Here is a 19,484-nt window from a genome sequence, read left to right as displayed (position 1 = left end):
TTAGCTCCGCACGGTGCCGTCACCGGTCACCAGATATTTGAAGCTGGTCAACTGTGCCGCACCGACCGGGCCGCGGGCGTGCATCTTGCCGGTGGCAATGCCGATTTCGGCGCCCATGCCAAATTCGCCGCCGTCGGCGAACTGGGTCGATGCGTTGCGCATCAGGATCGCCGAATCAAGCCGGGCAAAGAACTTTGCTGCCGTGTCGTCGTTTTCGGTGACGATCGCATCGGTGTGGTTCGAGCCATAGGCCCGGATATGGGCAATCGCCTCGTCGACGTCCTCGACCACGCGCGCGGCGATGATCATGTCCAGGTATTCACGCCCCCAGTCGTCCGGCCGTGCCGCGGTCACACCCGCGATGGCTTGCAACGTTTCATCGCCCCGCACCTCTACGCCCGCGTCCAGCAACGCGCGGATCACGCCCTGTCCGACCGTGTCCAGCGCCTGGCGGTCGATCAGCAGGCATTCGGCGGCGCCGCAGATGCCGGTGCGACGGGTCTTGGCGTTCATCACCACCTTGAGCGCCTTCACCGGGTCGGCATCGCGGTCGATGAAGATATGCACAATACCTTCGAGGTGGGCAAAGACCGGCACCCGCGCCTCGCGCTGGACCAGCCCGACCAGGCCCTTGCCGCCGCGCGGTACGATCACGTCGATCGTATCGGTCATGGTCAGCATTTCGCTGACGGCGGCACGGTCGCGTGTCGGCACCAGCTGGATCGCGGCTTCGGGCAGGCCCGCGGCGCGCAGCCCGGCAACCAGGCAGGCATGGATCGCTTGCGAGGAATGAAAGCTTTCGGAACCGCCCCGCAGGATGACCGCGTTGCCGGCCTTGAGGCAAAGCGCCCCCGCATCCGCGGTCACGTTGGGACGCGATTCATAGATCACGCCGATCACCCCCAGCGGCGTCCGCACCCTGGAGATGTGCAGCCCGGTGGGGCGATCCCATTCTTCGATCACCTGGCCCACGGGGTCGTCCTGCGCGGCCACGGCCCGCAAACCGTCCACGATGCCCTTGATCCTGTCTTCGGTCAGCAGAAGCCGGTCCATCATCGCGTCGGACAGCCCCTTGTCACGGCCATAGTCCATGTCCCTGGCGTTGGCTTCGACAATCTCGGCGCGGTTGGCCCAGACCGCATCGGCGGCAGCGTTCAGCGCGGCGGTTTTTACATCGGCCGGGGCAAAAGCAAGCTCCGCGGCAGCGGATTTCGCGGTGGTGCCGATCTCGGCCATCAGGGCGGGGATGTCGGTCAGGTCCTTCATGCGTCTTGCCTTTGGGTACGGTTGGAAATTTTGAGTATTTACAGAAAGATGAAAGGGTCAGAGCGCCATGTCATCCCGATGTATTAGCACGGCGCGGCCCGGGTAGCCCAGTAGTTCCTCGATTTCCGAAGACTTGTGGCCCTTGATCTGCGCCGCCTCTGCGGCGGTGTAGCGGCTGAGACCAATTCCGAGATCGACGCCGTCGTTGCCGCGGATAGTGACCGGGTCCCCGCGTCCGAAGGCCCCGGACACAGCGGTGATCCCGGCGGGCAGCAAGGAATTGCCCTGCCCCAGCGCGCGCGCCGCGCCTGCGTCCACCGTGACGGTTCCGCGCGGTTTCATGCTGGCGATCCAGCGCTTGCGCGCGGCGTGCGGGTCGATATGCGGGGTGAACCAGGTGGCGTTTGCGCCATCCTCGAGCGCCTTGAGCGGGTGCAGCACCGAACCTTCGGTGATGGCCATGGCGCAGCCCGAGGCGGTGGCCGTTCGGGCCGCCATCAGCTTGGTCTTCATGCCCCCCTTGGACAGGCCCGAGCCCGCGTCGCCCGCCATCGCCTCGATCTCGGGCGTGATCATGTCGATCACGTCATAGCGGCGGGCCACGGGGTCCGTGTGCGGGTTGCCACTGTAAAAACCGTCCACATCGGAAAGCAGGATCAACTGGTCGGCACCGGTGGTCACCGCCACCTGCGCGGCCAGCCGATCGTTGTCGCCATAGCGGATTTCATCGGTGGCCACGGTGTCATTTTCGTTGACGATCGGCACCACGTGCAGCCCGATCAGCGTTTCCAGCGTCGCTCGGGAATTGAGATATCGGCGGCGGTCAGAGGAATCTTCGAGCGTCACCAGCACCTGTGCGGTGGTGATGCCATGCGGGGCCAGCGCCTCTTCCCAGGCGCGCGCTAGCCGGATCTGACCTACGGCGGCGGCTGCCTGGCTTTGTTCCAGCGCCAACGCCCCGTTGCCAAGGCCCAGCACCCCACGCCCCAGCGCGATCGAACCCGACGACACCAGCACGACGTCGGTCCCGCGTGCCCGCACCCGTGCCACGTCTGCCGCCATCGCTTTCAGCCATCCATCGCGCAGGTTGCCCGTGGACCGATCCACCAGCAGGGCCGAACCGATCTTGACGACCAGCCGTTTGGCGTCGCTCAGGGTTGCCACGATCCGTCGTCCTCGTCTTCGCGCGCGTCATTGCGGGCAATCTCGATCTGGTTGCGCAGGGCGCGCAGCACCTGTGTGAGGCCTTCGCCACTTGCCCCGGACATCAGCATCACCTTGCAGCCTGCCACAGCCTGCAATTCATCGCGCAGAAAGCTGCGCTCTTCCTCGTCCAGGGCGTCGATCTTGTTCAGCACCACGATCCGCGGCTTGTCGGCCAGGCCGGCGCCATAGGCTTCGATCTCGTCGACGATGGTTTGGAAATCGTCCAGCAAGGTTCCGCTGATGCCGTCGACCAGGTGCAAAAGTACGGCGCAGCGTTCGACATGGCCAAGGAAAAGATCCCCCAGGCCCCGGCCTTCATGCGCGCCTTCGATCAGGCCCGGAATGTCAGCGACGACAAATTCGCGCCCGTCGATACCAACGACGCCCAGGTTCGGGTGCAGCGTCGTGAAAGGATAGTCCGCGATCTTGGGCCGCGCGTTTGACGTCGCCGACAGGAAGGTCGACTTGCCGGCGTTGGGCAGCCCCAGCAGGCCGACATCGGCAATCAGCTTCAGCCGCAGCCAGACGGTGCGCTCGACGCCCTCCTGCCCGGGGTTCGCACGGCGCGGCGCCTGGTTGGTGGCCGATTTGAAATGCAGGTTACCCCAGCCACCATTGCCACCCTTGGCCAAGAGCACGCGCTCCCCAAGCTCGGTCAGATCGGCCAGCACGGTCTCTTCGTCCTCATCCAGGATCTCGGTTCCAACCGGCACCCTCAGCACGATATCGTTGCCGTCCGCGCCAGTGCGCTGTCGGCCCATGCCCGGGCGTCCATTGTCGGCAAAGAAATGCTGCTGGTAGCGGAAATCGATCAGCGTGTTCAGCCCGTCGACGGCCTCGGCCCAGACATCGCCGCCGCGACCACCGTCGCCGCCATCGGGCCCACCGAATTCGATGTACTTCTCACGCCGAAAGGACACGCAGCCGTTCCCGCCGGATCCCGAACGCAGATAGACCTTGGCCAGATCAAGAAATTTCATGTCCCGCACCTCTTATCGCGCATCCCGCGCTTTACCGGGTTTGCACGCCCGTCACAAGGTACCGCCACCCTGCGTCTTTTGTTTCACAAATACCTCGGGGGTTTGGGGGCAGCGCCCCCAACAGGCGCGCTTTCGCAGAAAGCGCGCTCCGGTCGGATCGCAGCCGCGATCCGAAACCGCGCCCATCGCTTACCGCATGCGCTTGAGATAGGTCCATGTCGGCACCGTCGCCCCCCGGGCCACCGAAAATGCTTCGGCATCGCCGATGTATTCGAAGCCGCAGTTCACCAGCACCCGGGCCGAGGCCGGGTTGTCCTGGAAAACCGAGGCGAACATCGTCTCGCTGCCGGTCGGATTGGCCTCGACCAGGGCCCGCACCGCATCCGAGGCAAGACCGGTGTTCCAGAACGGCGGCGCGACCCAATAGTCGACCTCGACCTGGTTGCGATCCATCCGCTCCAGCCCGATCACCCCCATCAGTTCCGGTCCGCCGTCCTTGGTGGCGTCCATCGCCCAGACATCCTCGTCGCGCACTGGCGCGGTGACCCGGGTGACATAGGCATCAGTCGCGCCCGGAGGCAGCGGGTGCGGAATGTTTGCGGTCATCCGTGCCAGCCGCAGATCCGAACTGTAGTGCTCGATCAGCCCCTTGTCCGACTTGCGCAGCGGGCGCAGGTCGAACCTCTCGGTCGAAACCGTGGGCTGCCGGTTCGTGGTATCAAGGCTCATGTGCGTCTCCTCCAGTGCACATCGCGCGGGCGCGCCCTTTCCCGAGGTGGCGGTTGCCATGGCGGTGCGCCATGCACGTCCTGTCACATCATCGTGCCGCGATACGCCGCGGGCGTGTCGCGGCCGTGACGCGGGCAAGGCCTTTCCCGAAAAAGACGAAAGGGGACCGGCCGTCTGCCGATCCCCCCAAGTTTTTCAAACCTTCAGGTCGGCTTACTCCGCGGCCTCCGCCACCGGCAGGACCGAAATGAACGTGCGGCCTTTCAGGCCTTTGTGGAAGGTCACGGCGCCTTCGGTGGTTGCAAAGATCGTGTGATCCTTGCCCATGCCAACGCCTTCGCCCGGCCAGAACTTGGTGCCGCGCTGGCGTACGATGATGTTGCCGGCGATGGCCGCCTGGCCACCGTAAAGCTTCACACCAAGACGGCGACCAACGGAGTCACGACCGTTACGGGAGCTACCGCCTGCTTTTTTATGTGCCATGGGTGTCTCTCCTTATTTCGAAATCAGGTCTTTGGCCTGGTCGACCCAGCCTTCGCGCTCGATCCGGCCCTTGAAGGACAGCTTTTCGTCCATCTCGGCGATGTCCGCTTCGGTCCAGGCGGCGATCTGAGCGAAGGTGGTGACACCAGCTTCGTGCAGTTTCTTTTCCAGCGCCGGGCCAACGCCCGACAGGGTCTTCAGATCGTCGGCACCCTCAGCAGCGGCGGCTTTGGCAGCCGGCTTTGCAGCGGCTTCCGGCGCCGGCGCGGCAGCGGCCACGGACCCTGCACCAACTGCGGCTTTCACACCGGTTGCGCCTGCGCCTTCGGCCAGGATCTCGGTCACGCGCAGCAGGGTCAGCTGCTGGCGGTGGCCACGGGTGCGCTTGGACGAATGCTTACGACGGCGCTTAACGAAGGTGATGACCTTGTCGCCTTTCACCTGGTCGATGACTTCAGCCTGAACGGCCGCGCCGTCGACAAGCGGGGCACCGACAACAACGGTGTTGCCACCCAGCATCAGAATCTCGTTGAACTGGACTTTTTCTCCAGCATCAGCAGCCAGCTTTTCCACCCGCAGCGTATCGCCGGACTGGACCTTGTACTGTTTGCCACCGGTTTTCATAACCGCAAACATCTGCGTCTTCCTTTTCTTTCCGCGTCCTTCGGCCCCGGTTGCCCGGCGTTGATGGCCCTGCCGCCCCGAACTGCGATGGTCTACAAAACATAAAGGCCGGCGCCGGGGCACCGTCCTTCAGGTGGCGCGCTTATGATCGCTCTGGCCGCGCCTGTCAACACAAGAACCCATCGTTTCCGGTGCAGTCACGCAGGAATTACAGGTCCTGGCCCTGCAACTGCCGCGCGACGGCCAGCCCCAGACCGTAAGAGATGTCATCATACATCTGGTTAAACGCCGCAAACAGCGCCCGGTTCATCGCCCGCCCCTCCTCGGTCGAGCTCAGGGCGATGTAGTCGGCCAGGGTTTCCTCGCTTACAGGGCCATAGGCCATCAACAGGAAACCGAACAGCCATTCGCGGGTGTCTGCGCGGGTTTCGGGTTCCTGCGCCCAGACATCGGTCAGAATGTCGGCCTCGCCCATCTCGAGCGCCCCGCCTTCGACCATGCCGCGGTAAAACTGGTAGGATGCGTTCAACGCCCCGACCACGTTCGATTCGAGCAGATCATTGACCTCGACGAAGGCCGAGACCAGCGCCAGCCGGGCGTCTGCCGTTCCGTCCAGCCTGCGGAACGCTTCGCGGGCGCCATCTTCGACCCCCTTGTCCAGCATTGCGCGGCGGGCACTGATTTCCAGCTGAACCAGCCGCTTGCCGCCCGGCGTGTTGAAAAACGTCAGCAGCGGATCGAGGTCGGTATCGCCCAGTGTTTCGACGAACAGGCTTTCCACCTCTTCGGTCATGGTCTGCTTGTCATAGATCCGGCTGACCGTGTCCGGCCAGGTAGAGTCCCCGCCGCCCGGCAACATGGTGTCCGACAGTTCCTTGCCATAGGCCAGACCTTCGTCGCGCATCACCTCGATGATCTGTGGCAGCCCCAGGGCATTCATCAGGTCCCGCGCCTGGTTGGCCGCAGCGGGCAACGCAAACAGGCTCAGGGCGATCCCTGTGGCGAGGGCAAGGGCACGGTTCAGAATCACGGGCGCTGTCTCCTTGGACTGGGGGCCTGTTCGGGCGGTGCCCGAACCCTATTCAGCCGGGACCGGTTTTCCAAGCGCACAAAGCGCTCACAGGGGGATTCAGAGACATCAAATTTCTGTCGATTTGCTGTTGCGCCTGGAACCGCAACCCGCTACACGCACCGCACCCAGACCCCCGCGGAGAGGTGCCGGAGTGGTCGAACGGGGCGGTCTCGAAAACCGTTGTGGGTGCAAGCCCACCCAGGGTTCGAATCCCTGTCTCTCCGCCACTTGCCATTGATTTCTTTCGGAAATCTGGCAACCCTTCAAAGACACCGGCTAAGGCCTTCCCTGATTTCGCAACGCGGCCAGAAATATCGAAATACTGTGACGTTGCGGCCGTCTGGCAAGGGTCGTGCAACCTGACTGACCACGTTTCATCCCCCGCGCGACGATGCAGTTTTTCGTACGATCAGACCGCAGGACTATGCGTGCGGCGCAGTTCAACTGTGAGCGTCACGCCGCTTGTGCAAAGGAACCGGGCAAACAGTCCGCCTTTTGCGGCCGCCCGTTCCGGGTTGGCCGCGCGCTTCAACCTCGCCTTTTGTACGCGGCGCAGGTCGCGCCCGACAGCCCGTCGAAACGAACAGTTTCGCAAAATCGCACAAAAACATGGCAGAATTGCGGCCAAAATGTGCTAGGGGTCGTCCTCGCTATTGGGGAGACTTGGCCAAGGCCGGGGAAAAAAGGAGCCATTGCAAAGTAAAGCAGGCATGGCCGAATTTGGTTTATGCCGCACGGTCAATGGCTCCTCGATCGTCCCCCCAGTCAAACAGTCGTTTTGCGCGCGCCGTCGCGCGCTTGCAGTCACAAGGTCCCTGCGTTTTTTGAGGTTTTCATGTCCACAAACGCTTTTCATCCCGGTTACAGCATCACCCATCACAGCGACAAAACGGGGTGCGACAGACACGACTGGCGCGACCCGGCCGGGGCATTGCTGTACCGCAGCGTTGTGATGCCCGATGGGCGTCGGATCGAAACCTGGTACACGCCGGGTCCGTTCGAACGGATTGTCGAGCGCAAGGTGACCTATCCGGATGGCCGTATCCACGAAACCGGGTTCGAGGCCGACAATCTGCTGCAGACGGGCGCAGGAAATGACACGGTCTGGGCCGGTGCGGGCCAGGATACGGTGATCACGGGCAACGGCCGTGATTTTGTTGGTGCAGGCGACGGCAACGACCGGGTCACAACCGGCACTGGCAACGACACCGTCTTTGGTGGCAAGGGCAATGACACCATCTGGGCAGGCAACGGCCATGACCTGGTCAACGGCGGCGACGGCAACGACAGGGTGTTCGGTGGCACGGGCAACGATACCATCTGGGCCGGATCAGGCAACGATCAGGTCGACGCCGGCGGCGGCAACGACCTGATCGGCGCGGGCAACGGCAACGACCGGATCGAAGCAGGCAACGGCAATGACACGGTCTTTGGCGGCAATGGCAATGACACCATCTGGGCGGGTCAGGGCCACGACCGCGTGTTCGCCGGCAACGGCAATGACCTGATCGGCGCGGGCAACGGCAATGACCTGGTCGGCGCAGGCAATGGCAATGATACGGTCTTTGGCGGCAATGGGAACGACACGATCCGTACAGGTGCCGGCAATGACAAGGTCTGCGCCGGAAGCGGACACGACACCGTCGATGCAGGCCCGGGCCGGGACCGCGTTGACCTTGGCTGGGGCAATGACCTGCTGATCCATCGCTTCGCCGTCGATCCCGGGACCGGCGACCGGTATGATGGCGGCGGCGGGGTGGATACGTTGCGGCTGGTACTGACCAAGGCGCAAGCCACCAGCAAGACCTTCCTGCAGGACCTGGCGGCGCTGCAGGCCGCGGTAGACGCGGGCCGCGACTATCGGATGAAGACGGCACAGATGTTCGTGTCGCATTTCGAACGGCTGGACGTCCGCGCGCCGGTGGTGGCGCTGGATGACGTGGCCACAACCGATGAAAACAGCGTGGTCGAAATCGACGTTTTGCAAAACGATCTGGACCTGATCGAATGGAACACGGATGCGCTGCGGATCGTGTCGGTCAATGCGCCGGGCCTGCCCGACGGCAGTGTCACGATCAAGGATGAAAAATCGCTGGTTTTCGATCCCGGCGCCAATTTCGACGCTCTGAACGCGAGGTCGGAAATCGTCCGCCACCTGACCTATACGATCATCGACGACCAGGGCTTCAGCGCCAGTGCCGATGTGCGGTTGACCATCACCGGCCGCAACGATGCCCCGACGCTGGCCGCCGGAACCGCAGCCGCGGTCGAGGATGGCCCAACGGTCGACGTTGATCTTGCCGCGCTTGGGGCGGATGCGGACAGCGAAGATGACGGCACCTCGCTGAGCTATACCATCACCGGCGCACCGTCCGAGGGCAGCGCGACGATCCTTGGCACCACGCTGACCTTTGATCCCGGCGCGGATTTCCAGACCCTGGCCTTGGGCGAAACCCGCGATGTCGTCATCCAGGTCACCGCCACCGACGCCCGGGGCGAAAGCGCAGTGAACGACGTGACCGTTACGGTGACGGGCCGCAACGATGCGCCGACGCTGGCCGACGCGCCGCTGCCGATGATCGAGGCCGACGAAACGCTGTCCTTCGACCTGGCGACCCTGGCCAATGACATCGACAGCGACGACGACGCGTCGAGCCTGACCTACGCGGTACTCTCGCAAACCGGGGGCGGGCTGGCATCTGTCAGCGGCAGCGTTCTGAATTTCGACCCGCAAGGCGCGTTCGACAGCCTTGCCGGGGATGAGATCGCCGAGGTGGTCGTGCAGGTGCAGGTCACCGACCGGCACGGGGCCAGCGCGCAGCGCGAATTGGTGGTGCAGATCGAAAACCCCAACGCGGCCCCGGTCTTCACCGGCGATCCGGCCCTGACCGGGCTGAATGCGCAGGTCGAAGGGCGGCTGGGAAGCCAGTTTGCCAACCCCGATCAAAGCGTCGTGGCCTTCACGCTGGTGAACGAAGGCGTTGGCGGCAACGTGCAACTGCCCGACATCGGCACCATCTTCACCGATCCCGACGGCGACGGGTTCACCGGCTATGTGCTGCGCGACTGGTCCTATGTCGATGACAGCGGGGCCCTGGTCCCGATCGACTATACCAAGCTGAACGCGGCCTTTCCGACCTGGACGTTCAACATGCCCATCGGACGCTTTGATTTCAGCACGCTGGGCGGTGACAGCCCGTCGGCCGGGTATTACCTGATCGGATTCGGCGCGGTGGACGCGCGCGGCGCGGAAAGCGCGGAAACCGTCTGGGGGTTTCTGAGTATCGCCAACACCGTTGACGGCAACGGGAGCAACAATGTTTTCGACCCTTTGACCCTCTTTGATGATGTCGTCCCGGCGCGCGGCGGCAATGATCTGGTCAATGGCGGGGCCGGGTTCGACACCATCGCCGGCGGCGACAACAAGGACACCCTGCTGGGCGGCGACGGCGATGATGTCATTGATGGCAATGCCGGTGCGGACAGCATCGACGGGGGCGATGGCAACGATGCCCTGAACGGTGGCAACGGTCAGGACACGATCTATGGGGGCGATGGCGATGACGACATCAATGGCGGCGTCGGCATAGATATCGTGTTCGCCGGCGCGGGCGATGATGTTCTGGATGGCGGCGATCAGTCCGCGACCTTCGATCCGTTTTTCCTGATCAACAACCCGCTTGCCGTCATCACCGCTCCGTATGAGATCCTGCTGGGCCAAGGCGCGTTCGAAACCGCTGACGAAATTGTCACGGCGGACCTGAGCGAGGAATCCGACCTGATGTTCGGCGAGACCGGCAATGATGTGCTGATCGGGCGCGCGGGTCGCGATTTCCTGTCTGGTGGGGATGGTGACGATACCATTGCAGGGGGCAATGGGCGCGATACCCTGATGGGGGACGCGGGCAATGACGAATTGCGCGGCGATGACGGACAGGACCGGATTCTTGGGGGCGATGGCAATGACACGCTGATCGGCAATGCCAAGGATGACACGTTGATCGCGGGAACCGGCACCGATGTTCTGGTCGGCGGGGACGGCGCGGATGACTTTGTCTTTGATCTGGACGACGGGTTGAACATCATCACCGATTTCGGCGATGGCAGCGACCGGCTGATCAATATCGACTATATCACCGCCCTGACCGGGGCAGAGCAGATTGACGCGGGCGACGCCCGCGAAGCGACGCTGGGTACTGGCACGCTGATCGACCTGGCCGACACCCAGATCATGCTGCAAGGTGTCTTTGGCATCGCGGACAACATGTCGGCGCTGATGGGGCTGTTCGACGTGCCGTGACATCGCCGCGCGTCTTGCCTGCGGGCACGCCTTCGGTGCGCGGGGGGGGTGGAAATTGTCGCCCGATTGCCGCATCCCAAGGGGATCAACCCTTTTCAGCGGAAGGACCCAGGAATGCCCCATGTCATCGTCAAGATTTGGCCCGGAAAGTCCGAAGAACAGAAACAGGCGCTTGCCGCAGCGATCAACCAAAACCTGACCGAGATGCTGGGGTATCGTGACGCGTCGGTTTCGATTGCCATTGAAGAGATCGACTCTGCCGACTGGCGCGAAAAGGTTTACCTGCCCGACATCGAAAACCGGCCCGAACAGCTTTACAAGAAGCCGGGATACTCCATGTAACCCCCGTGGGTCGCGCGCCGGGCGGGCTTGGGCAAGGCTTCCATGGCCCAATTGGCCCCTTTCCGCCCCAAACGCCGACAAGGAAAGCCACATGACCCGTCGCAGCTTTCTTCGATCCGCAGCGACCCTGATCGGGCTTTCGACGGCGGCTGGCACTGCAACGGTCGTACGTCGCGGTTCCAATCGCTATTACGACGGCCCTGTGTCGGACCATTTCGACGGGCTGCGGTTCTTCAATCCCGATGGCCGGCCGCCCAAGGGCCTGTCGGATGTGCTGCGCTGGCGCATGGGCGACGCCCCGGCGAAATGGCCCGAAAGCCTGCCCGTGACACCCGCGCGGCCCCGCGCCCGGGTGGCGGATCTGACCGTAACCATGGTGGGGCATGCGACGCTGCTGGTGCAAATCGAGGGGCTGAACATCCTGACGGATCCGTTCTGGTCCGACCGCGCGTCCCCTGTCCGCTTTGCCGGACCGAAACGGGTTACGGCGCCGGGAATCGCTTTTGCCGACCTGCCCCCTGTCGATCTGGTTCTGCTCAGCCACTGCCACTATGATCACATGGACCTTGCCACGCTGCGCCGGCTGAAGGCGCAGCACGATCCGATGGTCATCACGCCCCTGGGCAATGACACGATCATCGCCGGCACCGGGCTGCGGACCCAGACCCAGGATTGGGGGCAATCGACACGCTTCGGGCCGCTTGGGGTGCATTGCGTGCCGTGCCACCACTGGGGCGCACGGGGCGTGAATGACAGGTCGATGGCGCTTTGGGCGGCGTTCGTGCTGACCGGCCGCCGCGGATCGGTGCTTTTCGTCGGGGATACGGGGTTTGACCAGGGCCGGCCTTATCGCGATCTAGCGGACCGGTTCGGGCGGTTGCGGGCGGCGCTGTTGCCGATCGGAGCCTATGATCCGCAGTGGTTCATGGCCGACCAGCACCAGAACCCGGACGAGGCCGTAACGGGGTTCCGGCTGAGCGGCGCAGCTTATGGGATCGGCCACCATTGGGGGACCATCCAGTTGACCAACGAAGGGCGCAATGCCCCCCGCGCCCGGCTGCTCGCCGCGCTAGAGCAGCAATCCGTAAGCTCCGACCGGTTCCGCGCACTGGAGGCCGGTGAGGTTTGGGAAATCCCCCAAATCTGAGCGCCCATCCACAGGCCCCGCTTGCCGTCAAACGCCCGCGCGACCGGCGGCCTGTTGCTGTCAGGAGGGCGGACCTCGGCGACAGGTTCACCATGGGTGCGGAAATTGCCGTCGTCGACCACTTGGTACGTGCCGGCGACACTGATCCTGGCGCCGACGGTTATGACGGTCCCGTTCAGATATGGCGCATCAAACCAAGTCACGGCAACGTCTCTCCGGACTGCACTGTCGGCAAATTATCGGGAAAATCGCCAAAGCTGACAGGAACAGCCCTGGATCGCCAGGCTGTGCAGGGGCCAGGGCGCGCCTCCTTGGCCCAAGGCCAGAGTCGCCGTGCGTTTTTCTTGCTTCGCAAAGGCGCGCTGATATTGTTGCTATATTGCGTCGTTCAGACTGGGTGGGGTTCAGGGTAAGATGGTCAATAGTTTCGAACGGACGACAGGCGCACTGGCGCGGGCGATCAATGCCGAAGCCATTGATGCGCCGGGGATGCGGCGCAGCGATTTCGGGGGGCCGGTCGCGGCGCACCATCTGTTGCCCGTCGAAAGCCTGACCGAAGACTTCCAGAACGCCGTAAACGATGCCACCGCGCGCGCGGGCTTCAGCTTCAATGTCGATGCTGCAGCGAACGGCGTCTGGCTGCCGACGACTACGGCTTCTCAACAACTGGTCGCGGATACCCATGGCTACATGGCAATGCAGCATTCCGGTGGCTCGGTCCACACCACCTATAGCTGGTTCGTGCAGGAGAAGCTGGATGATTTCGCCGCCGCCTATGACCTGGAGGTCAGGTCCAATCCGGCGCAAGCTGCCGCGAACCTGGACCTGCGGATCAAGAATTTTCAGGCCTTCCTGCGCGACGGACTGGTCAACACCGATGGCAACCGGATCTTCCTGTTCACCAAGAAGATCGACCTGGAAGTTCAGAAATATCTGGACAATCCGGATTTCGACCTTGATGAAATCTATGACTATTACCACAAGACACTGGACAACCTGAAAGACCTCGATTTCCTGTCGCGGGTCTCGATCGGGCGCGCCTCGGACGTTCCCGGCAGCGGACAGGTGTTCTATCAAGAGGGCAAAGTTTCCGCGCTGAACCTGAACACCAAGCTGGCAAGCGGGTTCGACCGGGTGGCCAGCAAGGCCGATGGCATCATCACCGGCGCAACGATCTTGCTGGGGCTGTATGCCGTGGCGGGGGCGGCGTCACGGGCGCTGGAGGGCAAATCCGACACCGAAAGCGTGATCGACCTTGTCAAAAGGTCGAACATTTCGGTCGACCCGGACCTTCTCAAGGACATCGCCCAAGGCGCAATCAAGGATGCGGTTCTGTCGGTTGCCGCAGCGTTGACCGGGCTGGGGCTGGTGTGGAAGGGCTATCAGTTGGTGCAGGGCATGGGCGACCTGCGCACAATGCTGGCACTTGCGGATGCCTATAACGACGATCCGGTGACCGAAGAGTTGAACGCTTGGATCAGCTGGGTAGAGACCGAGGTCGCCACGCTGGCCGAGGCCTTGCGCCCCAAGAGCCTTCTGGACGTGGCGACCCTTGTGGCCGGCGGGCCAGCGACGCTGCTTGGCAAGGCTGTTTTCAATAAACTGTCCGACATGATCGACACTGCGCGCACAGCAAAGGGCGACGGCGCTGCCGGGCTGGAAGAACTGCATGAACAGTCCGCGCTAACGATGGACCTGCTGTTCACGCTTGGCGTCGGTTCAGAACTGAACGGTTCCTGGGTCGACGACAGGTTGATGCTGCTGCCCGGTCATACGCTTGTGCGCGGTCAGGTCGGCACCGATACGCTGATGGTCGCCGGGCGGATCGGTGATTGGGAAATCGTGCCCGTGTCCAACCTGGACGGGTCGATCGACTTGCGACGATTGACAGACAACCGTCAGGTGAAGCTCTATTCCATCGAGCGGGTCGAGTTTTCCGATGGCGTTCTTGATCTGGTGCCAACGGACACCCCGCCCCCGGCCCCGCCGCCAGAGGTGATGTTGCCGACGATCCAGGTCGAGGATGCAACCGTCGGCGAAGGCGGCGTTCTGCAATTCCGGGTCCATCTGGGCGGTACGGTCGCGGAAACCGATGTCACCTTCCGCGCCACGACCTATCTGCGCGAAACCGGCGGCGACTATGACGGGTTCATCGACAAGGCGTTCACCCTCCGGGCGGGCACGTCCGAAACCCTGATCGAGGTGCAGACCACAGCCGACAAGGTGCCGGAAGACGACGAGGTCATGTCGCTGAACATCCACACGGTCAGCGGCGCTCAACCACCCGCCGCCAGCGCAGCCTGGGCCGATGGCACCATCGCAAATGACGACGGGGCTTTCGCGGCTTTGCTGTTCGAGGGTCAGACCGTCACCGGCACGCTGCCCGCCGGCGGATCGCAGGTGTACCGCGTCGTGACATCGGGCGAGGGCACGTTGCGGATCGACCTGTCCCGGATGACCGCGAACGCCGATCTGGAGGTGCTGAACAACCGTTTCGAACGTATTGGCGATGTCGGCATCTCTTCGGCCAATGCCAGCACTGCGGATGAGCGCGTCGATTTCGCGTTCGAGCCGAACCAGCTTTACTTTGTCCGGCTGACAAGTGCCGGTGCGGAAACACCCTTTACGCTGACCCTTGCGCCCGAATTCGGCGACAACGGCCTGCCGACCGCGCGCGATGACAGCCTGACCGTCGCGCCGCGCAATGACGGCACGATCGTGGTGCAGAAATCGGCGCTGCTGGCCAATGACAGCGACCCGGACGGCGATCCGCTGCGACTGTCCTTTCTGGATGGCGATGGCTTTGGGCCCACCTGGGTCGGCAACGGCACCGCACAAGAGGTGGGTGACACAATCGTGTTTACCCCGGACGGCAGCGGATTGCCGGGGCGGTTTGCCTACGCCGTGACCGACGACAAAAGCATCCATCATGACTGGGCCCTGGTCACCCTGAATGACCAGGATGCGCCCGAACCGGGCATCGACCTGGCCATCGAGAACGTGCGCGTCAACGACCTGAGCTATGCCGAATTCGCATCGCGCGGCTTTACGCTGCCGCGCGACGATCCGTTCCGTATCAGCTATGACGTGGTCAACATCGGGACAGCGACAGCCGAGGCGCAGTTTGTTGCGACCGGCATCGCGGGCAGCAACGGAATAACACAGATCAACGCCTCTCTGCCCGCTCTGTCCCCGGGCGCGCGCACGACGATCACGCTGTCGCCCCGGGTGGATGCCGATGCCGCTGGATGGGCCGGGTTTTCGCCCTTTGTCGATCTGCCCCGCCGCATCTTGGGCGATGTCGATTACGACAACAACATCCAGCACAAGTCCGTGTTCTTCACCGATCCTCTGCCAACGCTCGACGTTGATTTCCAATTGTCCGATGTGACAATAGACGGCACGCCCTACGCCACCTGGCACGCGGCAGGCATGACGATCGAGGACGGCCACGATCCGGTCATCGGCTGGACGATCACCAATACCGGCACCGACGCCTCGCCCGTCGGTTTCAACGTGCCGACCGGGCTGTATCTGGCGGATGGGAGCGGCTGGCTGGGGACAGCGCTTGGGCCGTTTGCGGCGGGCCAGTCCAAAACTGTTCAACTCGACCCCGAAAGCGCCGGGCTCGGGATTGGCGTTCATGGCTTTGGCATCAGGGTCAACACCCAGACCGGCCCCGGGCTGCAACTGGTTCCGGAAACCGATGACACGAACAACCGCTTCTCCGGCACAATACAGATCGAAGCGCACGCTGACACCGGAACGGCAGCGGACGAAAGCTGGGGGCTGTCGTGGCCGGACAATCCGCTCGCGTTGGCACAGGACGAGGCCGCAGGCAGCTGGATCCTGGGGGTGGCCAGGATGGGCACCCACACGAACCGCGCTGCGGTCGCCACGCTTGCCTATTCCGGCACCGCAACCCGTGGCGAGGATTTCACCGGCACAACAGAACTTGTCATCGGACAGAACGAAGGCCATGAAACCGACGGTCACGGGCTTCGTGTCGATATCATCGACGACGCGCTGGATGAGGCCGACATCGAAACCATCAAGGTGACGCTGCTGGGGGTCCGGTACCAGGATGACAACAGCGCCGCACGACTCAACCCACTTTACGACAGCGTCACGCTTGCCCTGCGCGACGATGACAGCCCCGGCGGTGGCAGCACAGGGCCAGAGGTGCGGATCATCCCCTCGTCTGCCGACGAATCCCGCGCCTTGCGCTTTACCTTCGACCTGTTGGAAAGCGCGGCAAGCCCGGTCACGCTGACGTATGAGATCGGCAGCGGCACGGCCACCGAAGGCCTCGATTTCGTTTCGCTGCCAGGCCAGCAAACCGTAACACTCAGCAACGCGACGCCGCAGCGGTTCATAGAGGTTGCCACCCTGCCCGATGCGCTGGTCGAACCCGATGAAACCGTGCGCCTGACGGTCGTTTCGGTGTCGGGCGGTCATACCGCCGAAGCTTATTACGACGCGACGATCCTTGACGATGACGATGGCAGCGGCGCGGCGCTTTGGTTCCGGCCCGATGTCGCGTCAGTCGTCGAGGGCGGCAGCGCGACTTTCAGCCTGCAAGGTGACGTGCGCCAGTTGACGGGCGTGCAGGACGCCGTTCTGCACCTGCGCGGGCTGGTGGCCGAAGATCTGGTTTCGGCGCGCGTCACGTTTGTCGGACCGAACCACAACGGCGACCTGCAACCTCAATCCCACGACTATGCGCTGGTCAACGGGGACTGGACCAATACCGCAACCGGCCAACGACTGCTGCCGGACAGCGATGGTGCCCCGGCGCTGTTCATGACCCTGCCCGCGCAGATCGTGGCATCGCGCCCGCAGGATTTCCGTGTGCAGATCGTTATGGCCGACGATGCGGTGGTCCAGGGCGACCGCAGCGTGGTCATCGGGATCGAACCCTATGTCGGTACGGATTTTCACCAGGATGGGACGGTTGGAACCCTGGCGCGGCTGACCGTCACCGACAATGACACCGCCCCCGCCATGCCCGGCAGCCTTTCGGTCAGCGCGGTTGCCGCCCAAGTGGTGGAAGGCGACGCAACGCCGACGGTCTTGTCATTTGACGTCACCCGCAGCGGCGGCAGCGACGGTGCGGTATCGGTTGCCTGGTCCGTTCCGGACGGAACCGGCGCCACGCTGCCCGGCGGCGGCAACAGTGGAACGATCCGTTTCGCCGATGGCGAAAGCGGCGCCAAACGCCTGACCCTGCAACGCCCTGCGAATACCGAGGACGGCCCGGACGTCCCCGTCACCGTGACCCTGACCAACCCGACCGGCGGCGTGTCCGTTGTCGCGGCACAATCCACCGTGACAGTGCTGGACGACGACGTGTCTGTCCCCGCAATCGACCTGCTGACTTTGGACGGCGACGAAATCTTTGTCAGCGGTACGCCTGGACAGGTGTCCCTGACTGTCGAGGCGCCCCAAGGCGCGAATGCACAAGACCTGATTGAAATGCACTGGTCCGCCGACGACCAACTGGATGGTGGTGACCTGCTTTTGTCAAGCCAGACCGCAGGGACGCTGGCAGCAAGCGGCGTCCACACACGGTCGTTTCGCTTTGCCACGATGCCGTCGGACGGGGCGGAAGGCTATGTCATTGCAACGCTTCTCGCACAGGCTGACGGGGCGGTTCTGGACACGGTAATGCATGCCGCGCGTTTGTCGGACACGCCCTTGCCGAACCTTTTGGTGTCTGGCGGCTCGGCACCAAATGATCTGTTCGTGGGCCAGGCGACAACGATCACCGCATCGATCAAGAACAAGGGCACGTCGCCTTATGATCTGGAGCCGTTCGACGAGGCAACCGGGGCCAGCACGCAGGCTGTGACAGTGCGCGCCTATCTGTCCGAAGACGACACGCTGGACGCGACCGACCACCTGCTTGGACAGGCCGACGCCGCCCCGGTCCAATGGAATGAAAAAACCAGCGTTCAGGTCGCTTTCACCCTGCCAGAGGGTCTGGGGGCCGGGGATCGGAGGATCATCTGGGTGATCGATCCCGACGACAGGCTGACCGAAACCACCAAGGCTGACAATCTGCGTGTGGTGACGGGACTGACCCTGCACCCCGAAAACGTGCGCGCCCAGGTGCTGGGGCCGGGTGCCGATCTTTTTGTCGGGGCAGAGACTGCGGACTGGGTGTTTTCCGCAAGCGGGCGGGACACGCTGATCGGCGCAGGCGGTGCCGACACGTTGATCAACGGGTCGGACGACAGCCTGATCTTTGGCGATGGCGTCGATCCGCATGTCGTAGTGACCGAGGCATCGGCTGTCTACCGGCTCTATGCCGCGACTTTCGGGCGGTTGCCGGATCGGGGCGGCTATGCCGACTGGACGGAAAAGCTTGTGACCGGGCAAGCCGAACTTGCCGCCGTGGCACGGGGGTTTGTTGTCAGCCAGGAATTCAGCCAACGCTACGGAGCCTTGCAAGATGGCGCGTTCATCGACCTACTGTATCAGAACGTGCTGGGACGCGCTGCGGATGCGGGCGGGCGGGCTGACTGGGTCGCGCGCCTGGACGCCGGACAAACCCGCGCAGACGTGTTGCTGGGCTTTTCCAACTCTGCAGAGTTCACCGCACAAACCGCAGAGGCGGCGGCGCAATTTGCCCGGGCGGGCAGCGTCGCCAGCTGGGGCGACGCGGTGTTCCGGCTGTACCAGGCGACGCTCGACCGGATGCCCGACCTGGCTGGTTTCAAAAGCTGGAGTACCGATCTGGCCGCCGAGTCGAGCCTGTCTCAGATCGTACCCGGCTTTACCGGCAGCGCCGAATTTCAGCAACGATACGGCGGGCTTGGCAACGGCGGCTTTGTCGATCTGCTGTATCGCAACGTGCTGGGGCGCGACGCAGACCCCGTGGGCCGCAGCGACTGGCTCGCTCGTCTTGACGCTGGAGAAAGCCGGGCCGACGTTGTGCTTGGCTTCTCGGAAAGCCCGGAATTCGTGCGCGCCAGCCTGCCCCGCCTGACCGAATGGATGCGTGCGGCGGGCCCGCATGACATCATCGCCCCCGACAGCGGTACCCACAAGGTCGCAGGCGGAGAGATGGCTGATGTGTTCGTGTTCGACGGCTGGGACTCCGGCCACACGACGGTGCTGGATTTCGAGCCGTGGGACTACCTGCGGTTCAATGACTTCGGCGTGGACTCCGCGCAGGACATCATCGACCGCACACAGGCACATGGGCGTGACACCGCCATCGTGTTCGACCAGTTGACGGTCCTGTTGCGCGGGGTTTCGGTGGACAGCCTGGATGTGTCGGATATCCTGGTCTGAACCATCGGCTGGGGCCCGATGCCGCGTACCGCCCCC

General features: G+C 63.6%; 11 protein-coding genes and 1 tRNA gene. 5 read left to right on the top strand and 7 right to left on the bottom strand.

All coding sequences use genetic code 11. The annotated features are described in order from the left end of the window. The 7 genes from VK792_RS04230 to VK792_RS04200 form a co-directional block, all read right to left on the bottom strand. Nucleotides 1-1,266: a glutamate-5-semialdehyde dehydrogenase gene (locus VK792_RS04230; RefSeq protein WP_326296106.1), complete on the bottom strand. Its 1,266-nt coding sequence runs from the start codon at nt 1,264-1,266 to the stop codon at nt 1-3. A 57-nt stretch (nt 1,267-1,323) separates the two neighbouring features. Continuing rightward, nucleotides 1,324-2,430: a glutamate 5-kinase gene (gene proB, locus VK792_RS04225; RefSeq protein WP_326296105.1), complete on the bottom strand. Its 1,107-nt coding sequence runs from the start codon at nt 2,428-2,430 to the stop codon at nt 1,324-1,326. Continuing rightward, entirely contained in the window at nt 2,418-3,452 is a 1,035-nt protein-coding gene (gene obgE / locus VK792_RS04220) for a GTPase ObgE (protein ID WP_326296104.1), read from the bottom strand. Before obgE ends, proB begins: the two co-directional genes overlap by 13 nt. A gap of 189 nt (nt 3,453-3,641) precedes the next feature. Then, nucleotides 3,642-4,181 carry a GNAT family N-acetyltransferase gene (locus tag VK792_RS04215; protein WP_326296103.1) on the bottom strand — a complete coding sequence of 180 codons (540 nt, stop codon included), beginning with the start codon at nt 4,179-4,181 and terminating at the stop codon, nt 3,642-3,644. A gap of 213 nt (nt 4,182-4,394) precedes the next feature. Further along, a complete protein-coding gene (gene rpmA, locus VK792_RS04210) occupies nt 4,395-4,664 on the bottom strand; it encodes a 50S ribosomal protein L27 (protein WP_326296102.1) in 270 nt (89 codons plus the stop codon). Between the two features lie 12 nt (nt 4,665-4,676). Further along, the gene (locus tag VK792_RS04205; RefSeq protein WP_326296101.1) at nt 4,677-5,300 is read right to left on the bottom strand and encodes a 50S ribosomal protein L21; all 624 of its coding nucleotides are present in this window, start codon (nt 5,298-5,300) and stop codon (nt 4,677-4,679) included. 196 nt (nt 5,301-5,496) lie between these two features. Next, nucleotides 5,497-6,318: a DUF2059 domain-containing protein gene (locus tag VK792_RS04200; RefSeq protein ID WP_326296100.1), complete on the bottom strand. Its 822-nt coding sequence runs from the start codon at nt 6,316-6,318 to the stop codon at nt 5,497-5,499. Between the two features lie 179 nt (nt 6,319-6,497). On the opposite strand from VK792_RS04200, the gene VK792_RS04195 reads away from it, so the two are divergent. From VK792_RS04195 to VK792_RS04175, 5 genes are all read left to right on the top strand, one after another. Beyond that, nucleotides 6,498-6,587: transfer RNA gene (locus VK792_RS04195), tRNA-Ser, on the top strand. 608 nt (nt 6,588-7,195) lie between these two features. Continuing rightward, nucleotides 7,196-10,660: a calcium-binding protein gene (locus VK792_RS04190; protein ID WP_326296099.1), complete on the top strand. Its 3,465-nt coding sequence runs from the start codon at nt 7,196-7,198 to the stop codon at nt 10,658-10,660. Between the two features lie 114 nt (nt 10,661-10,774). Next, nucleotides 10,775-11,002, top strand: a complete 228-nt coding sequence (locus tag VK792_RS04185) for a tautomerase family protein (protein ID WP_326296098.1) — start codon at nt 10,775-10,777, stop codon at nt 11,000-11,002. Nucleotides 11,003-11,093: 91 nt separating this feature from the next. Beyond that, nucleotides 11,094-12,149, top strand: a complete 1,056-nt coding sequence (locus VK792_RS04180) for an MBL fold metallo-hydrolase (RefSeq protein WP_326296097.1) — start codon at nt 11,094-11,096, stop codon at nt 12,147-12,149. 414 nt (nt 12,150-12,563) lie between these two features. Next, complete coding sequence (locus tag VK792_RS04175) at nt 12,564-19,448, top strand: DUF4214 domain-containing protein (protein ID WP_326296096.1); 6,885 nt, start codon at nt 12,564-12,566, stop codon at nt 19,446-19,448. Nucleotides 19,449-19,484: the final 36 nt, after the last annotated feature.

Source organism: Mesobacterium hydrothermale (genome assembly GCF_035818635.1).
Classification (GTDB): Bacteria; Pseudomonadota; Alphaproteobacteria; order Rhodobacterales; family Rhodobacteraceae; genus Mesobacterium_A; species Mesobacterium_A hydrothermale.
This window is presented reverse-complemented; position numbering and strand designations above follow the sequence as displayed.

Bases quoted from the DNA above. Each gene is read 5' to 3' on its own strand.
- VK792_RS04175 (WP_326296096.1), top strand. From the start codon at position 12,564: ATGGTCAATAGTTTCGAACGGACGACAGGCGCACTGGCGCGGGCGATC.
- VK792_RS04190 (WP_326296099.1), top strand. From the start codon at position 7,196: ATGTCCACAAACGCTTTTCATCCCGGTTACAGCATCACCCATCACAGC.
- rpmA (WP_326296102.1), bottom strand. From the start codon at position 4,664: ATGGCACATAAAAAAGCAGGCGGTAGCTCCCGTAACGGTCGTGACTCC.
- VK792_RS04180 (WP_326296097.1), top strand. From the start codon at position 11,094: ATGACCCGTCGCAGCTTTCTTCGATCCGCAGCGACCCTGATCGGGCTT.
- VK792_RS04230 (WP_326296106.1), bottom strand. From the start codon at position 1,266: ATGAAGGACCTGACCGACATCCCCGCCCTGATGGCCGAGATCGGCACC.
- VK792_RS04205 (WP_326296101.1), bottom strand. From the start codon at position 5,300: ATGTTTGCGGTTATGAAAACCGGTGGCAAACAGTACAAGGTCCAGTCC.
- VK792_RS04215 (WP_326296103.1), bottom strand. From the start codon at position 4,181: ATGAGCCTTGATACCACGAACCGGCAGCCCACGGTTTCGACCGAGAGG.
- obgE (WP_326296104.1), bottom strand. From the start codon at position 3,452: ATGAAATTTCTTGATCTGGCCAAGGTCTATCTGCGTTCGGGATCCGGC.
- VK792_RS04185 (WP_326296098.1), top strand. From the start codon at position 10,775: ATGCCCCATGTCATCGTCAAGATTTGGCCCGGAAAGTCCGAAGAACAG.